The organism is Paraburkholderia caffeinilytica, from assembly GCF_003368325.1.
In the GTDB taxonomy this organism is placed as follows: Bacteria; Pseudomonadota; Gammaproteobacteria; order Burkholderiales; family Burkholderiaceae; genus Paraburkholderia; species Paraburkholderia caffeinilytica.
On sequence record NZ_CP031466.1, the window covers coordinates 1511345 to 1527666 of the forward strand.

At 56.2% G+C, this 16322-nt stretch carries 14 protein-coding genes; 5 read left to right on the forward strand and 9 right to left on the reverse strand.

What is annotated here, in order from left to right; genetic code table 11:
- Positions 1-544 precede the first annotated feature (544 nt).
- Positions 545-1426 carry a UTP--glucose-1-phosphate uridylyltransferase GalU gene (galU, locus tag DSC91_RS06775; RefSeq protein WP_115777416.1) on the forward strand — a complete coding sequence of 294 codons (882 nt, stop codon included), beginning with the start codon at positions 545-547 and terminating at the stop codon, positions 1424-1426.
- Positions 1427-2600: 1174 nt separating this feature from the next.
- Positions 2601-3596, forward strand: coding sequence for a GlxA family transcriptional regulator (locus DSC91_RS06780; protein ID WP_115777417.1), 996 nt, complete (start codon positions 2601-2603; stop codon positions 3594-3596).
- Between the two features lie 102 nt (positions 3597-3698).
- On the opposite strand, the gene rfbC is transcribed toward DSC91_RS06780, so the two are convergent.
- Positions 3699-4247 (reverse strand): dTDP-4-dehydrorhamnose 3,5-epimerase, encoded by a 549-nt coding sequence (gene rfbC / locus DSC91_RS06785; RefSeq protein WP_115777418.1) that lies wholly within the window; start codon positions 4245-4247, stop codon positions 3699-3701.
- An 841-nt stretch (positions 4248-5088) separates the two neighbouring features.
- Between rfbC and DSC91_RS06790 the strand changes: the two genes are divergently transcribed.
- Positions 5089-5364: a hypothetical protein gene (locus DSC91_RS06790; RefSeq protein ID WP_244218025.1), complete on the forward strand. Its 276-nt coding sequence runs from the start codon at positions 5089-5091 to the stop codon at positions 5362-5364.
- Between the two features lie 1287 nt (positions 5365-6651).
- Here the strand turns inward: DSC91_RS06790 and DSC91_RS06795 are convergent.
- Positions 6652-7647 carry a GlxA family transcriptional regulator gene (locus DSC91_RS06795; protein ID WP_115777420.1) on the reverse strand — a complete coding sequence of 332 codons (996 nt, stop codon included), beginning with the start codon at positions 7645-7647 and terminating at the stop codon, positions 6652-6654.
- A 1014-nt stretch (positions 7648-8661) separates the two neighbouring features.
- Between DSC91_RS06795 and DSC91_RS38495 the strand changes: the two genes are divergently transcribed.
- Entirely contained in the window at positions 8662-8793 is a 132-nt protein-coding gene (locus tag DSC91_RS38495; protein ID WP_279636309.1) for a hypothetical protein, read from the forward strand.
- A 151-nt stretch (positions 8794-8944) separates the two neighbouring features.
- Here DSC91_RS38495 and DSC91_RS06805 read toward each other — a convergent pair whose 3' ends face one another.
- The 3 genes from DSC91_RS06805 to DSC91_RS06815 all read right to left on the reverse strand — a co-directional run bounded on the left by DSC91_RS06805 (position 8945) and on the right by DSC91_RS06815 (position 12783).
- Positions 8945-10003, reverse strand: a complete 1059-nt coding sequence (locus tag DSC91_RS06805; RefSeq protein ID WP_115777422.1) for an exopolysaccharide biosynthesis polyprenyl glycosylphosphotransferase — start codon at positions 10001-10003, stop codon at positions 8945-8947.
- Between the two features lie 32 nt (positions 10004-10035).
- Positions 10036-10980, reverse strand: a complete 945-nt coding sequence (locus tag DSC91_RS06810; protein ID WP_229758243.1) for a GlxA family transcriptional regulator — start codon at positions 10978-10980, stop codon at positions 10036-10038.
- An 807-nt stretch (positions 10981-11787) separates the two neighbouring features.
- The gene (locus DSC91_RS06815; RefSeq protein WP_115777424.1) at positions 11788-12783 is read right to left on the reverse strand and encodes a GlxA family transcriptional regulator; all 996 of its coding nucleotides are present in this window, start codon (positions 12781-12783) and stop codon (positions 11788-11790) included.
- A 944-nt stretch (positions 12784-13727) separates the two neighbouring features.
- Between DSC91_RS06815 and DSC91_RS06820 the strand changes: the two genes are divergently transcribed.
- Entirely contained in the window at positions 13728-13913 is a 186-nt protein-coding gene (locus DSC91_RS06820; protein ID WP_115777425.1) for a hypothetical protein, read from the forward strand.
- Positions 13914-13979: 66 nt separating this feature from the next.
- Here the strand turns inward: DSC91_RS06820 and DSC91_RS06825 are convergent, their stop codons facing one another.
- The 4 genes from DSC91_RS06825 to DSC91_RS06840 all read right to left on the reverse strand — a co-directional run bounded on the left by DSC91_RS06825 (position 13980) and on the right by DSC91_RS06840 (position 16236).
- On the reverse strand, positions 13980-14177 hold the full coding sequence (locus DSC91_RS06825; protein ID WP_115777426.1) for a hypothetical protein: 198 nt from the start codon (positions 14175-14177) through the stop codon (positions 13980-13982).
- Positions 14178-14279: 102 nt separating this feature from the next.
- A complete protein-coding gene (locus tag DSC91_RS06830; protein WP_115777427.1) occupies positions 14280-14537 on the reverse strand; it encodes a hypothetical protein in 258 nt (85 codons plus the stop codon).
- Between the two features lie 56 nt (positions 14538-14593).
- Positions 14594-14821 carry a hypothetical protein gene (locus DSC91_RS06835; protein ID WP_115777428.1) on the reverse strand — a complete coding sequence of 76 codons (228 nt, stop codon included), beginning with the start codon at positions 14819-14821 and terminating at the stop codon, positions 14594-14596.
- A gap of 503 nt (positions 14822-15324) precedes the next feature.
- A complete protein-coding gene (locus DSC91_RS06840) occupies positions 15325-16236 on the reverse strand; it encodes a LysR family transcriptional regulator (protein ID WP_115777429.1) in 912 nt (303 codons plus the stop codon).
- Positions 16237-16322: the final 86 nt, after the last annotated feature.

Genomic DNA, 16322 nt, shown 5'->3' on the forward strand with positions numbered 1-16322 from the left:
ATGTTATGCCTAATGACTACAGCCTGATGGAGATTAATCGGTCTCGATCGGTATCATTTTTGCCAGATGATCTTTCGTCATGATCACTCCGTGAGTGTCATGGCTCGCTCGCAGAAAAATTGCTAAATGGATAAATGTTCAAATTAGGCGCGCGGCGCAAACAATTATTCGCGAAAAAGACCTTTAAATTCAAGCGGCAGTAACGAATCTGAGTGGAAAGGCTGATGCAGGCGAGGGCGGACTGGGCGAGAAAAACGCATTGAGTAGGGGCGGTTCGGCCAAAACTCGAATCGCTTACGCCATGCGCGGCTACGTGACCAACCGGGACCTTATGTTCCCGCCTCGTCGTTTCGGCTCGTGTGAGCGACAACCTGCACCAGATCCCGGCGGTCGACACCGACCTACCGCTTTCCACCTGAGGCGTTGACCTTCGGACCATGCCTTAGTGTGTTCCGTCGACCGCCTCCAGGTTTGCGTACCTATCAGCGCGGGCCGGGATGACTTAACCGCGATCTGGCCATATCAATGACATTCGGAGTCCCGCATGCTAAAAGTTACAAAGGCAGTATTTCCGGTAGCTGGCCTTGGCACCCGATTTCTTCCTGCCACGAAGGCGAGCCCAAAGGAGATGCTGCCGATTGTGGATAAGCCGCTGATTCAATACGCGGTCGAGGAGGCAATGGCGGCCGGTATCACCGAGATGATTTTTGTCACAGGCCGCAGTAAGCGAGCCATCGAAGATCATTTCGACAAATCCTACGAGGTCGAGGCGGAACTGGAGGCGCGCGGCAAGGCCAAGCTGCTCGAGTTGGTACGTAGCATCAAACCGAGCCATGTCGATTGTTTTTACGTGCGCCAACCGGAGGCGCGCGGGCTGGGGCACGCGGTGTTGTGCGCGGAGAAGCTGGTAGGCGATAGCCCGTTCGCCGTGATTCTTGCGGACGACTTGCTATATGGCAGCCCCCCGGTCATGAAGCAAATGATCGAGGTGTTCGATCATTACCATAGCTCCCTGATCGGCGTTGAGGAAATTCCGGCGCAGGATACCAAATCGTACGGAATCATCGACGGCAAGGAATGGGAGGAGTCGATCATCAAGATGTCGGGAATCGTCGAGAAGCCGGAGCCGAGTGTGGCGCCGTCGAATCTCGGCGTGGTGGGCCGCTATGTGCTGAAGCCGCGGATCTTCGAACATCTGCGCGCGCTGAAGCCGGGCGCGGGCGGTGAGTTGCAGCTGACGGACGCGATTCAGTCCTTGCTCGCCGATGAACAGGTGCTGGCGTACAAGTACCACGGCACGCGCTTCGACTGCGGCAGCAAGCTGGGTTATCTGAAGGCGACAGTGGAATTTGCGCTGCGGCATCCTGAGGTAGGTACCGAGTTTCGTGAGTACCTCGAGCGGCACCTGTCGCTGCTGCCGACGTGAAATTGTCGCGCGTCCTGACTCGGTGCACGCATGCCGGATAAAAGCCGGCATGTGAGTATTGAGTCAGGATGCAAGATCTTCATTCATTCAATCAATCAATCAATCAATCAATCAATCAATGAAGATCACTCCAGGATCCAGTGTTCCTGAGTGAGCACCCGGTTTTCGATTGACTTTGCCAACTTGTGCAGAGCCACTCTGATCGGTAGTCCTTCGGACGCTACCCAATGTCCTATGCGAGGAAATTCCAACTGATGAAAATGTCCGGCTAGAAGCGCTATCTCAATGCGTCCTACGCCATTGGAATTCCGCATCGCATGATTGGCGCCGGCGCAATTCCAACAAAAGGGCGCCGAGGTTCGAGAAGGACTGACCAGGTGCAGGATCAGATCAGCGCCATTCGCATCTCGATCATGCGTCACCTCCCACGATAGCCTTCCACCGGCGTCCGGCAATCCGCTGATCCACGTTGCCACCACCGACGGATCATAGCCCCAAAGGCGCAGACCGGCGCGTACGTGAGGGCGAGGGTGCGGCATATTCGAACCTCCTGGTGAAATCGAGGAGTGTGTGAAGTTTCCTTCCCTCAGCATGACGCCTGATCCTTTTTTCGGTTAGCGATGAACGAAAATGCGCGAGCCAATTGGGTCAAGTAGTACCTCGATCGTTCAAATCCTTAAGGGTGACCCCAGGTCAGGATTGTTGGCGAGCGCTCGGCAATCGGATTGGATCGAAAAAACTAAAATTGCAGGGAGCGACTGGCCCGGACGCGGCCTTGCTCGCCAAGACCCAAGCGCGAGTGAGTATAGGTTGGCCATGAGACGGTCACTCCTGGCTGGCATAAATCGTCAGGACTTTGACGGCAAAGAACCCAAAAGTTTGGCCGCTGTGATTCTCCACCTTAGCTGGCGGAGATCGAGGAAGATCGACGTTGTCCATTTCTGTTGAATAGGACGGCGAAGTAATGTTACGAAACCATCCGTACATTGTGGGCAGAGATGATGCATGCAGTCATAGTCCGAACTGCGTGCTGATAACCGTCCGCAGCCGCCAACGTATTATCGTATTCAGCCATCCAAAGATGTTATGCGTGCTGCTTGTGTACGATTATCGAGACAGTCAAAACGGCTCGGATGTAGCCGTAGGAGGCCAATTATCTTCGGGGGACGACTGGATGGCAGTTTTTTTTGCCCGCTGTAGTCGCAAGGCGACTCAGCCTCAGGTTGAGCACGACGTTTGCACTGTACGACGTATCGGAATCGCACTGTTTAACGGTTTCGCGTTGCCTGAGGCAGCCACGATTGTGGAGATTTTTCAGTCAGCAAACGAATTCAGTGCTTCCATGCACACTGGCGGGCCACGCTACGATGTTCGCCTGTTGTCGGTCACCGGCGGGAGGATAGCGAGTTCGTCGTCGGTGTTCGTTTGGACCGACAGCATTGAGTCAAGTGCTCATGCAGACGACCTCCATGCAATTTTCATTGCCGGTGGTGCCGGTGTCCGCAGCGTCCTGAGCGAGGAGCGCTTGATCGGATGGTTGCGTAGACTGGATTTGCGCAGAGAACGGGTTTTTCCGATTGCCAACGGACGCCTGCTGCTGGACGCCGCCGAACTCCCGGATACATCTCGCAAGCTGCGACGCGGCGAAGCTGCTCATGCGGTGGCGTGGAATGGATTGAAGGTGCCCGCTCCGCAGCGATCCAGCACGCCACTGCGAGCCGCGCTGGCGATGATCGAAGAAGACCTTGGCACAGAGATAGCACGGCAAATTACCGGCGCTGTGAGGTTGCGCTTCGAGGCGCAGTTTGCCGCGACTTCCAACAAGAACGTGTTCGGCGCAGTGAGCGAAAAGATTCAGGCGTCGGCGCAATGGCTGGAAATGAACTGTGGGAGAACGATCTCAATTGAAGAAGCGGCGCAATTCGCCGCGATGAGTGAGCGGAATTTCTTGCGTCGCTTCAAGATGGAAATGGGGGTGACGCCGTCCGACTATCTTTTATACGTCCGCATTGACAAGTGCTCTCATTTTCTTTCCGAGACCGATCTGCCGGTCGACAAAATTGCGCGGCGTTGCGGAATGGGTAGCGGTGGACAACTTTCCAAAATATTTCGCAAATATCTAGGTGTGACGCCGACAGAGTATCGCGCGAGCAAACGGTCTATCAGCTAAGTGCGATGACAGAGGCTATAGGACAGCCAGCCTGGTTTGCGCCGCGCGATCACAGGCAGCTGGATCAGCAGAAGGATGTAAAGCCGTGAACGATGACTACTGTCAATAGACATCGGCCATGCTGAAGCTTGTACCGACTGAATCGCGTGCCGACGTGATCGGAGTCTTGTGGAGCTTCCAGTCGATCGCAATGTCAGGGTCGTCCCACCGCAATGTACGCTCATGCTCGACAAAACTGCGCTCGGTTGTCTTGCAGAGCACCTCCACGACATCCGACAGTGCGTGGAAACCATGAGCAAACCCGGGTGGTATCCACAACTGATGGCAGTTGGATGCAGATAAGCGCGCACTGATCCATCGCCCGAACGTTGGCGACCAGCGGCGCAAGTCAACCGCTACATCGACTATTTCGCCGCTCACTACCCGAACCAGTTTCCCTTGTGGTCGCTGGATCTGATAATGCAGACCGCGCAGGACGTTATGAGCAACGACTGAATGGCGCTCCTGCACAAATCGGTAGCCGCGGGCCACGTGCTCTTCAAATTCTTCCTGATCGAAGCTGTCGAATGAAACGCCTCGCATGTCGGAAAATATGCGGGGTTCAATCAGCTTGACGTCGATAATTGCTGTGTGTTGAACATGCATTGCCATCGGTAACGAATAAGATAAGAAATTTAAACAGACTTCGCGATGGATGCCGCCAGGCCGAAGATGATGAAAATAGAACGTCGGCCAGCGTCGCACCGATGCGGATCGGACGTCGCAAAGACGATGAGAGAAGAGAGTGGCAGCGGGCGTAGGCAATAAGCCTGTGGTTATGCATGTGGATGCGCTGCGAATGAATAGGGCGTTCTGACTGTGTTCGGGAAGATATTTCAAAAAATCCTCATCTCCGAGGCTACCGATGATACAAGGGAGGGCTTCGCCTTTAGCGCCAAAACGTTGCCTCGATACGCCATCTATCATTCCAGCCCGTCGCTGCTCACTATTCACTTTCGAGGTGAATGCAGAGCGATTCCATTTTTTCAATAGGCTGGGTTGATTGCTGAATTTATATTCGGCGGAATCCTTCAATGTTTTGGCGAACCTACTCAAATCGAATATAGGAACATTCGTCTCGGGGGTTACGGTGTGGCTACATCTGCGTGCTATGCGTAACGGCTATCGGAACGGATAGATCGTGCTGAAGCGGATCAGCCGTGTCGGCGGGGTGGGCGAATTGGACTGCGGTTGATCTGCATGGGTTCAACGATCGCTTGAAGACCTCCATGGCAATTGCCTCGCCTGTTGAGTACCTATCCGGCACGCTCTTTCCGGAAAAACGAGAACAACCCATTGGGTTCCGCATCTACAACTCCGCCGGCGCTCCAGATTGATAATGTCCTGGTCAAACTACCCAAACACCCACGCGCGCACCGACCTTCTAACTTATCTCGTTGTGTCGCAGTTGATCAGGCGTTGTCTTACTGGAAGGTGGCTTACGGTTCAGCACGTGGTCGAATCCACGCATCTCTGGATGCACGTGAACGGCAGCGTCGACTTGCTGCAGCGTGTGGCGTTGACCAGTTGCGCGCAAGACATCGCGATACATTTGATACGAGTGTCGAAGATGCGATTTGACGCCGAAGATCTGGCAGGCGCACTTTTCGATTCCGTCAATCTCGACTATCAGTCACCAGCGGTAGTGGAGGTCCACCGCGCCTGTTTGGTCCATACCATGTTGGGAGCGCGTTCATCAGGACATCCGATACAGCGCGACGGGAAATAATGTACGTGGTGCCGGTTCTTGCCGCTGTGGACTACACCAGTGGGAATACTTGGAAATTCGTTTGGATGAACCTTGCGAAGTTGCTGGTTCCGCTTCGAGGCGGGCAGGACTGAAAACCTGATGGCGCAGAATCCGAAATCCTGGGTACGCCAGGTCAAGACCCACCCAAGGAATAACTTTGCCGTCGACCGACTGCAGAGGGATCATCTGCGGTGAATGAAATGGCAACGGCGGCTTGAGACGCAGCTCGTAAAAAAGAAGCCCGCCGTACGAGGACCGGCGGGCGAAAAGAATCGAGGGGGATCATAGGACCGGGATGGCCCCTCGATTCGGCCAGCCTCAAGTATCGGGTGGGATAAATGTGGCGCAGCATAAGTGGCGGTGGCGGTAAAGGTTTCGTCGGAATCGCGCATGGCCGCGGTTACGCAGATGCGGCTTGACGCTGATGGAACAGGACAAAATCAGTGCCGGGTATTGTCAATGGAAAACCCTGTTGCCGTCTATTGTCGGATTCGGCCAACAGCGTGGCCTGTTTCGCCGTGCGCCTCACGTTCAATCGCTTGCGATCTATCATGATCCGCACGCTTTGCGGGTAGCGATCTGGCCACAATCACACGCAAAGTTTCCAGCTTGGAGCCGCATGGGATAACTAACTATCTATTCTGATTGCCTATGCATTCGTCACCATATCCCGATACCGGCGCGCAAGCCGAACTCCTGACTTATCTTGTAGTTTCGCAACTACTTATGCGTCACGTGGCGCACAGATGGTTAACAGTCGATCAGGTAGTCGAATCTACGCACCTCTGGCTTCGATCCCACGGCGACCGGATTGACTGGCTAGCGCGCATAGAACTGGCCGGCCGCGCCGAAGGATTGGCGGAGAGCGTGACACGAATTGAAGGGATAACCTTCAAAGCTGCTGCCCTGAGACGGGCTCTCTTAGGTTGTGAGCGCCAGGACTATCGCTCTCCCGCGGCAGCCAGAATTTACGGTGTCTGCATAGACTTCGTTGTCGATCGAAATGTCGCTAGAAGCCGGGCGCGGCCAGAACAGCAATAGGTATCCCCGTGCCTGCCTAACACTCAATGATCCCACGCAGACGTCATGAATGAAAAGGTGAATACGCACCACCTTTACAGAGACAATATCGTGCGTCACGTGCAACGTGCGTGAATCGAGCGCAGTAGCAATGAATCCCGCGATGGAGCGCGCCGCCCAAGATCGAGCACCGAAGGCTTCGCGCGACACGTCCACGTGGTGGATAAGATTGCACTCGCTGAACGCTCAGGTCGAACCACTCGGAGATACCGCGTTGCGTACCCTGTAGTCGGTCGGTGTCGTCGCCAGATACTTTCTGAATAGCTTGGCCAATTGGCCGCCGCTGCCGATACCGCAGCGGCGGGCGATCTTGTCGACAGGCAAACGCGACTCGAGGAGCATCCGGCAACTCATGTTCAGACGTGCCCTAAGCAGATAGTCGGACGGCGTCATGCCGATCTCGCTCTTGAAGCGTCGCAGGAAGTTGCGCTCGCTCATTGCCGCAACCTGGGCGGCCGCGTCGATAGAAATAGGGCGATCAACATTTGCATCCAGCCAACGCGCCGAGGCCAGGATCTTTTTGCTGACTTGCGACGTCGCGTTGTGGGTCGTCGACGGGTTGATGGGCGTCCTGTGTTCCGGTGCGACGGATTCGGCAACCAGCCGCGCCAGTTCCAATCCTAAATCCTCTTCGACCACGCGCAAGGCTGTGTGCACAGCGTCTGGCGCTTCAGTCAGCGGGTTTGCCTGATAGAGACCATGCGCATCATCGTCTTCGTACAGAAGCGCGCAATAGCGGCTCGGAAGCCCTGCCGCTTCCAGAAGCAGCCGTCCTTCCGCGATCGGATGAACGATCTCGCTGAACGGGTGCCTGCGGCGCAGCCAGCTGCCAAGGCGTTCGTCGCGGCACGCATGTTGCGCGTCCGCACCACCTGCGATGAAGAGTAGGTGTGTGTCATTGGTGCCGCGGTGCGAATCGACACTGTCCGTCCAGACGAACACCGACGACGAACTCGCGATACGACCGCCGGAAGCTGAAAGCAGTGAAACATCGTAGCGTGTGCGGTCCGCTCGCTGTGCGGCGGCGAGTGCGTTTGCCTTCTGGAAGATCTCGATGATCGCTGCGACTTTCGGCAGTGCGAATCCATTGAACAGCGCTATGTCGACGCGCGTGGTGTCGTTCGCTTGCGTCACCACCGCACTTCGCCGCGCGCAATGCGGCAGAGCATGCATCAGTTCCATTTTTGCCCCCGGAATGTTTGGCCTGCAAAGTCTCGTCTCATGACTCTGTCTTTATTCTTTTGACGCATGCTATCGCAGTGACTAATGCGCCATTATTACGTGGCCGATCTAACCAATACATTGGCAGTTTGAGACACTGAGCGACCAGGAGGCGCACGGTCTCGATGCGCAACTATGCCGCATGATTCATGGTACGACGCGAGAAGACCAGGAAATATTGGTAAGGCATTGTTTTGAAAAAAGTGAGACGGAGTGCATAGAGTCTCTTTTGAAATTACTTATATGCTGAATGATATAAAAATCATTGAGCCATTGCTGCCGGCGCATCGCTGCCAGCTTTTCCCGCAGCAAGCCTTTGGGGCTGTCGAAGTACGGCTCTCATGAAGCCGTTGCGACGCGAGTTGTATCTATCAAGAGAGGCGCTGCGTCGGCTCGATCGTCGCAAGCAGCGGGCGGTCTTTTGCTTCAGACCGGAATGTGTCGATCGCGGCCATAGTTTTAGCAAACGATTGCGCATAGGGGTAGATGAGCCCTCTGTGTCGCAGTTAACGCGTCTATGCAGAGGCAGGACACTCGGACAATCATCAATGCCGCTTGCGAAACCCCCGAATTCATCTTCGGGGTACGCGAGTGGGATATGGCCGAGGATCCGCGGCGGCCCGCTTCATTGCCGTACTCAGTCAATTTCATGGTCTTGTCCGCCACTCGCCCCGCAACAAATATCTATCGATCTATGATTGTCGCCAGCCGTCTCGGGGGATTCCACACGTAACGCCCTCTGACTTTTAGCCTCCCCCGGAGGGCAAGCAGGTTTCTAATTTATTCGGTTGAGCCGTGCTGAGACGATTTGCCCGGTGGTCCATGAACAGTTCCGACTGGGTATGTATTGTGATCGCATTGGCCCTGATAGTGAGTTGGATAGGTAGCTAGTGCGGACTGGTACACACAATCTCAAGCCGCGGAACTCAGCGAATTTGTCGAACGTAGGACATTGTGAACGAAATCGTTGACCTCATGACTGAGTACGAGGCGATCCAGGATAAGGAATCGCTTTACGCGCGTGTGCTGATGTCGATCATTGCCGACCGCAAAGTGCGAGCGCAACATGACCTCGATAGACAGATCGACGAGACCACGAGAGCTTGAGGTCAATTCGCGCAAACCGCTTCGCTCGATCGCCTCACTGAACTCTGAAGTAGAGAATCTGTGCGATGTGTAGGTGACGTTCGCTCATGAGGTTGTCATGTGTGGTGCTCGACGCGGGCCCACCATCTTTTCCAGCGCATCCGTTTCACCTCTATAGCCGTTGATCCGCGCCCAGCCGGCAAATGCCCGGTTTGATGCGATAGCGATCGAGATAGTCCGAGATCAAGGGCTCATACAGGTCGTCGTGCTCGAGTGCAGAGAGGCGAGGACCGACGATCGACATTTCGCCGCGCAGGACATTGATGAACTGCGGAATCTCGTCGAGATTCGTGTGGCGGAGGAAGCGCCCCACCAGCGTGATCCGACTGTCGTTGCGTGTTGTCTCACGCACGACACCGCGCTCTTCCGAGTGAACCCGCATCGAACGAAACTTGTACACCGAAAACGGGCGTCCTTTCAGGCCCTTGCGGCGTTGCCGGAGAAAAACCGGCCCTGGCGAAGAGAGCTTGACGGCGATGGCAATCACCATGAATAACGGTGCAAACCCGATCAGCACGGCGAGTGCGAAAGCCCGGTCGAAGATATCCTTGCCGGTCATCGCTTCGCCGGAAATGGAAGATGGAGAGAGACTGAGGGAAGGGATGTCGAGCGCATCGAGCGACGCCACGCCGGCGTATTGCCCGAGTGGCATGAGATCCGGCATGAGCCGTATTTCCACCAGTGTGCTCCTGAGCGCTTCGATGCAATGTGCTGCCACAGCATGCGCGGACAACGGCAAGGCGAGCCATACTTCGTGAATGCCACCGGACTCCGCCAGCCGTGCGACACGAGCGAGTTCGGTCTTGCCGTGCTCGCCCATGCCGGTGCCAGGCCGACCCTCTGCGGTGTGCAGCTCGACGACATCCGCGACACGAAAATTCTGATGATGGCTGGCGGCGACTTTTGCAATGACTTGCTTGAAGTATTCGCCATTGCCCACGACGACGACATTGCGCGCGTGCAGCCCGAACATACGCAGAGAGGAATGCGTGGCGTAAGCAGCCAGTCGCCATGACGCGAGCAGCACGACGCCAAGACATGTCCACCATGCAATCCACGACACGAGCGTGGCGTCCTGGCGGTGAATCGAAAGCAGAAGCAGCAAGCCGGCGAACTGCAAGATCAGCCATGCCGGCAGAAGCCGGGCAAAGAGGTGATATATCGAGCGCATGGGCGTGAACGATCCAGCTATCTCTCGTCCCGTTACGAAATGGGCCGGCGTACCCGCTTGACGAGGTCTGGTTCGGGCGATCCGTTATCGGCCAACCGGTTGCGCTCAGTCGTCCGGTACTCCGTTGGCGACATCGACAGATGCTGGCGGAACAGCTTGGCAAGCCGGTCGCCGCTACCCAGGCCCGTACGGCGTGCGATCTTGTCGGCGGGCAGGTCGGTATCGACCAGCATGTGGCAGGCTTTTTCAAGGCGCACTCGCAGCACGAACTCCGTCGGCGTCACGCCGATCTCCTGCTTGAAACGGCGCAGGAAATTGCGTTCGCTCATCGCCACAGCCTGAGCGGCATCCGCAATCGATACGCGGCTCTCGCTGCTGACCCGCAACTGATGCGCTGACGTGCGAATCAGGTCACTTGCGCGCGCTTCACGAGAATTGAATATCGAGTGGGTGAACTGCTTCGACGTGACGGGCAGCAGGTCGTGCGCAACCTGGCTGGCGGTCTCGTAGCCGCAATCGCGTTTGACCACGGACAACGCGCTGGTTAACGCGACGCTTGCGTCGGCGTCGATGCCGGCCGTTCGGGGTGCCGGCGGCGCGCCTGTCGTCATGGCGGCGCCCGCCATCTCCGTCGCTACACCATCCTTGGGCTCGATCCCGGCCAATTCGAGAACGCCATGCGCTCCGCCGATCCCCTGTATCACCTGCGCATGCGGATAGCTGTGGCGCAGCCACGAGAGCAGCCGCTCATCGCTTTCGGCAGGCACGCTCGCGGCGCCGAGCGCAAACAGCGCGTGGACGTCTTTGGCCTGGTGCGCGTCGACCGCGTCAGTCCAGATCGGCACACCTGAGGACGAACGTACGGCTCCGCCGCTGGCGGACACCAGGCGCAGGTCGTAATAGTTGTCGAGCGCGTTGTCCGGATGACGCAAACGGTTAGCAAGACTGAATGTCTCCGCCAGGCGTCCCATGTGAATGAGTGAAAAGCCCTCGAACAGGAGAATCACCACCTGTCTGTGGCGGCGTGTCGATCCAACGCTCCCACCCATCATGAGATGAGTTGTCTTCCTTGTTATATCAGTCGCACATTCCATACCGCTGGCCCCCGGCACAATTAGCGAAATTGAGTTTTCTGCAGCGCATCATATTCGCGAGGGTGTGCCTATCAGACTGAGGCGTCCGATTCAACCATGCTCTTGGCGGAATTGATCAAGAACATCCAGGACGGTAATTTTTATGCGGCAAATGCAGCGCTTTGCCACCGTCAAGCGCCAAAAAAATTCCTATTTGCTATACATCGGGGAAATGAATACCTTACGCGCGTTATCGGCGCGGAGTGGCGGCGCAATGGGGATATCCCGTGTCTACAGCACAGCTTTCGCCTGATTCAAATGTGGGCAAATCGTGGCGAAATGAGGATATTTAAGGGTATTGTCGTCTGTGCGGGGGCTGATGGCTTATACGCAATGCATCATGTCGGTTGCCATAGCGGAGTCGGCTGGATAATTCTTCAATGCGCAATGCCCACGACGCATAAAAGGAGTCGCCAATTTAGATTGACTATTGCATTGATTGGAGCTTGCTATTGGAAGTCAAGTCAAAAAAATGCAAGCCAAAAATTCAAAGCAAATTAGTGACTATTTCAGACGCAATCTGGCGGACAAGCGTCCGCAGCGGCCTGCCACAGGCAGCCCCCCACAGGCAGCCCCCCACCGTCCCACAGCTGCTGCAGGCGCATGGCTTATGGTGACGTGTAGGGGGAGGGGACGAGTCGAACTGAACGCTCAGACGAGACTTTCGGGCGAGACTTTTTTGCTCAGCCGATAGTCGGTGGGGGTGGTCTCCAGATGTTTTCTGAACAGCTTGGCCAACTGACCGCCGCTGCCAATCCCGCAGTGCCGCGCGATCTTGTCGATGGGCAACCGGGATTCGACGAGCATCCGGCAACTCAGATTCAGACGTGCGCGAAGCAGGAAGTCGGAGGGCGTCATGCCGATCTCGTTTTTAAAGCGCCGCAGGAAGTTGCGCTCGCTCATGGCCGCGAGACGCGCCGCGTCGTCGATCGAGATAGGACGATCGACGTTTGCCTCCAGCCAGCGGGCCGACGCCAGGATCTTTTCGCTAACCTGCGGCGCCTCACTGCGGGCGACAGGCGCGCTGAAGGGGGTCTTGTGCAGCGGCGCAACGGATTCGGCAACCTGACGCGCCAGTTCAGGTCCGAGGTCTTCTTCAACGATGTGCAATGCCGTACGTACGGCCGCCGGCGCGTCGTCCCGTGAGCACGCCGGACTGCTCTCGCATGCTTCAGCGTCGTTGTGGGGGAGCGGGCAGTAGCGGCTGGGAAGCTCAGCCGCTTCCAGAAGCAGCCGGCCTTCCGCGATTGGGTGAACGATTTTGCTGAGCGGATGCCGGTGGCGCAGCCAACTGCGCAGACGCTCATCGCAGCGTGCCTGCTGCGCGCCCGCGCCGCCTGCGACGAACAACAGGTGCGTGTCGTTCGTGCTTTTGTGTGTATCGACGCTTTCCGTCCAGACGAACACTGACGAAGAACTCGCGATGCGGCCTCCCGAAGCGGAAAGCAGCGAGACGTCGTAGCGTGCGCGTCCCGATCGTTGCGACGCGGCAAGTGCGTTAGCCTTATGGAATATCTCGATGAGCGCTGCGACCTTAGGCAGCGCAAAGCCATTGAACAGCGCTATGTCGACGCGAGTCATTGCGCTCGCTTGCGTCGACATGGCACTGTGCCGCGAGTTGGGCGGCGCAGTATGTACCAGCTGCATTGGTTTATCCCCGGAATGTTGTGGCCGGCAAAGCCTCTCTCAAGACCATGTGATTTTTTTGTTGACGTATGTTATGCAATTGATATTGGCATCATTATTATATGGCCGAATTAGCCAGGAAATTGGCAGTTGGTGACATTGAGCGGGTAAGGAAACACCCAGCCTGGTGCCCACTTTTCAAACGACAAATTCGAATGCGCCGAGATGGTATCCCGGAAAAACTGAGACGGGAAGTATAGAGAATTTTCTAAAAACGCTTATACCAGAAACGATAAGAAATCACATTTGAGGTGTCAATACTAATGCAGCACGCATGTGTCAGGTAATGTGTGGTAAGAATCCGTCTCACCGTAATGACGAATCCGGCCGTATGTGATAACAGAATGAGGAATCGACCGTCTGTCCGCGACTACGGCAACCGGCACCAAAATCATGAAAAAAATTTGTCATGACGTAAAAAAATTTGATTTAGACCGACTGCGCATTCGTCATCCCCATTTGAGACCCGTGCGCAGTCTGCCACAGACGCGAGGAGAATTGGGACTCGTTGCGATTCGTCATGCGACGTAAAAGACAGCGGGGTGTCCTCGGACAGAATCTTTCCAATAACCGCCATTAGGCGATATGTCAAGCCGATATTGATAGAATCGCATCGGCTGTCGGCAAGCGACTTCATCAGGATTTCGGTTTGCCGTTAGGCAACGCTTGCGCGTTTCTGCTTATGCGTATCCGATCGAGCCGGGATAGTCGGGGCAGGCGTGGGTGAATCACTTTTGAAAGGTGACACCCCGTATCATATGGGCACGCCACGCGCGGTGCGCTCGCCTTACGAGGCCGGCTGCAGGAGCCCGAATCAGACAGGATTGTGCCTAGGTCGGTCAAATATCAAGCAAACGATTGCGCGAAAGCCTAAATAAGCCGGACGCGCAGCCGATAACCCGTTCATGCACAAACAAGACATTAAGACAATCGTTGATGCCGCCAACGAAACTGCCAACACTATCGTCGGCGCGCGACAATGGAAGACGGCCGAAGACGCAAGTGCGATGCACGATGTGATCTTTTGGGACATGGTGGTCAAGCAATTGCCCGACATGAGCATTGCCGACCTGCTTTCGATCCTGAATTAGACGCGTGGCGCGAGGCTTCGGCTGGACTGGCGACAGCTAACCCTGTCGGCCGAGGATATCGCGCGGCTACCCATCATTGAGTCCGATCACTGAAAAGATTTTGACGACCGCGCCTTGCCGCGGTTGACGGCCGCCTTGCTGTTGAATAAAAACCTGCACGGCGCGCATCATCTCTTCGTGGGACAGTTCGCGATAGGCGCAAATGTTGTAGGTGATGCCGTATTGCCGGTCTTTGACAAAATTATCAACGCTCGGTAGCTGCATGGTGTCCTCGAATGCGGCGCGCGATTTTCGAGCCGGAGCGGATATCTTTCAACCACAGCGGGCCTGGCGGACTCGCTGCCCGGCCATGTCCGCAAACGCCGTTCAATCAGACGCAATCTGCGGTTCTCCGAGATCCTGAATGGCGAGCGACGCGGACAGAAATACGTCTTCAATCGTTGCGGCGTACTCGCCCGCTGCAGCGCGACTCTGTTCGTCCAGTGGATGGAATGCGGCGCTGCGCCGGATCACCCGCCGCATACGCTCGAGTTCGGCGATCGTGGGAGATGTCCTCGCGAGCAGCGCCGCAATTAGCGTCTGGTACGCGAGAAGTTGCATCCGCATCTGTTGAATCTCTTCCATGAGTGACTCTTTCATCAAGGTGAAGCGTGCTGGAACAGGTCTGTCGTCGAGCAATCCTACGCGACCGTGTGCGACAAACTCAGGATGACAGTCAGTGCACCGGTTTTGTCGTAATCGAAAAGCCGTGATTTCACTTTCAGAATGCCATCGAATCCCAGTTCGTCGACCTTCATTGTTACGTTGTCGCCGACGAGAGGAAGCTGATGTGCTGCCCGTGTACCCGTAGTACGGTAAGTACCAAAGCCACCTGTGTACTCGTACACATAGGTCACTTTTTCATCCATCTGCACCTCGCTTGTATAAATCAGGCTTTCTATTCAATAGAAGTCTCGCACAACTGCAGCGGGGTTCGCTTGGCCTCATCGGGCAGATCCGAAGGGTGTTGCGATGACATCGCGGCGCCCTGAAGAAAGATGCGAAGAAGAGGGGAGGCCTTACCTATAAAGACGAAGACAGAAATCGTCGTTCCGTATGGCGTGCCCAATTGGCTCGACGGACCATTCCCTCGAGTCAGAAGCCTTCTGCGGCGTGGCGGATGCAACCATGCTTTTGGCTATTCCACCCAACAAATACCGCGGAGATTGCAGGAAAAAGAGCCTGCCGCCCGAGGGAGCGGCAGGCTGAAAGATCGAGGGGTGGGGTTTGCTTGAGAGAAGCCCCCTCGAAAGACCGGATCTGAGTGTAGTCGTTCGAAGCAGCCAGCGGACGCGGGCGGCGGATTGGGGCAAGTTGTTGACTGAACAGGATATGAAAAAGGAGGTTCTGGCTAAATCGTTGTTCGATCTCTTCATGTACTCGTCAACGCGACGATAAAGTCGAGAAAGACCCTTGTCTTGGCCGGCGTGTGGTGTCGCGATGGATGGTACGCATAGAGCGGGAAGCGTTCATCCGGCCAGTCCGGGAACAGGTTGACGAGCCGTCCCTCGCGAATGAGCGGCTCCGCTCCGAGCAGAAGCATCTGCGCGACGCCGGAGCCGGCCAGACACGCATTGAGGAGTGCGCTCGGATCGTTCACCGTAAGCCGTCCATTCGTTTCGACAACCAGCTTTTTGCGCTTGCGATGAAACTCCCACGGATACGGCTTTCCGGTATCCGGGTTGCGGAATTCGAGGCACCGGTGCACCCCGCGCCCCAGATCTTGAGGCTCCGCGGGCCGTCCCCGGCGAGCGAGGTACGAAGGGGATGCGACTGTGACAACTGCGGTGTCAAGGAGCTTCCGCGCAATCAGACTGGACGAGCGTGGTTCGCCAAATCGCAAGGCCAGATCGAAGCCGTCCATGATGAGGTCGCCGAGCTGATCTCGCGCAATGAACTCGAGCTCGAGTTCAGGATGCACATCCATGAATTCGTCGAGCTTCGGGCCCAGAATGATTCGCGAAAAAACCGGGTCAAGATTGATTCGCAGCTTGCCGCGCACGGTCGCGGCGCCTCCTGTCGCGGCTGCGGCCGCTTCCTCCATGCCCCTTAAGTGCGGCATGACCTGCTCGTAGAACCGTCGGCCATCTTCAGTAAGGGAGACGGAGCGGGTCGTGCGATTGAAGAGCCGTATTTTCAGCCGTTTTTCGAGCCGGGCGATTGCGCGGCTAACCCCCGGCGGCGACATACCCAACACTTCGGAGGCGGCTGCGAACGTCCCCGCATCGACGACGGCCGCAAATACGCCGATACCGCTAGAGAGATTCTCGCTGGACGATCTCATGAGCGCTCCCCGCGCAATACGTCAAAAACACCACTATGACCCATTGATAACTATGAGTCACTTCACAAGTGTTATTCATGTCATTT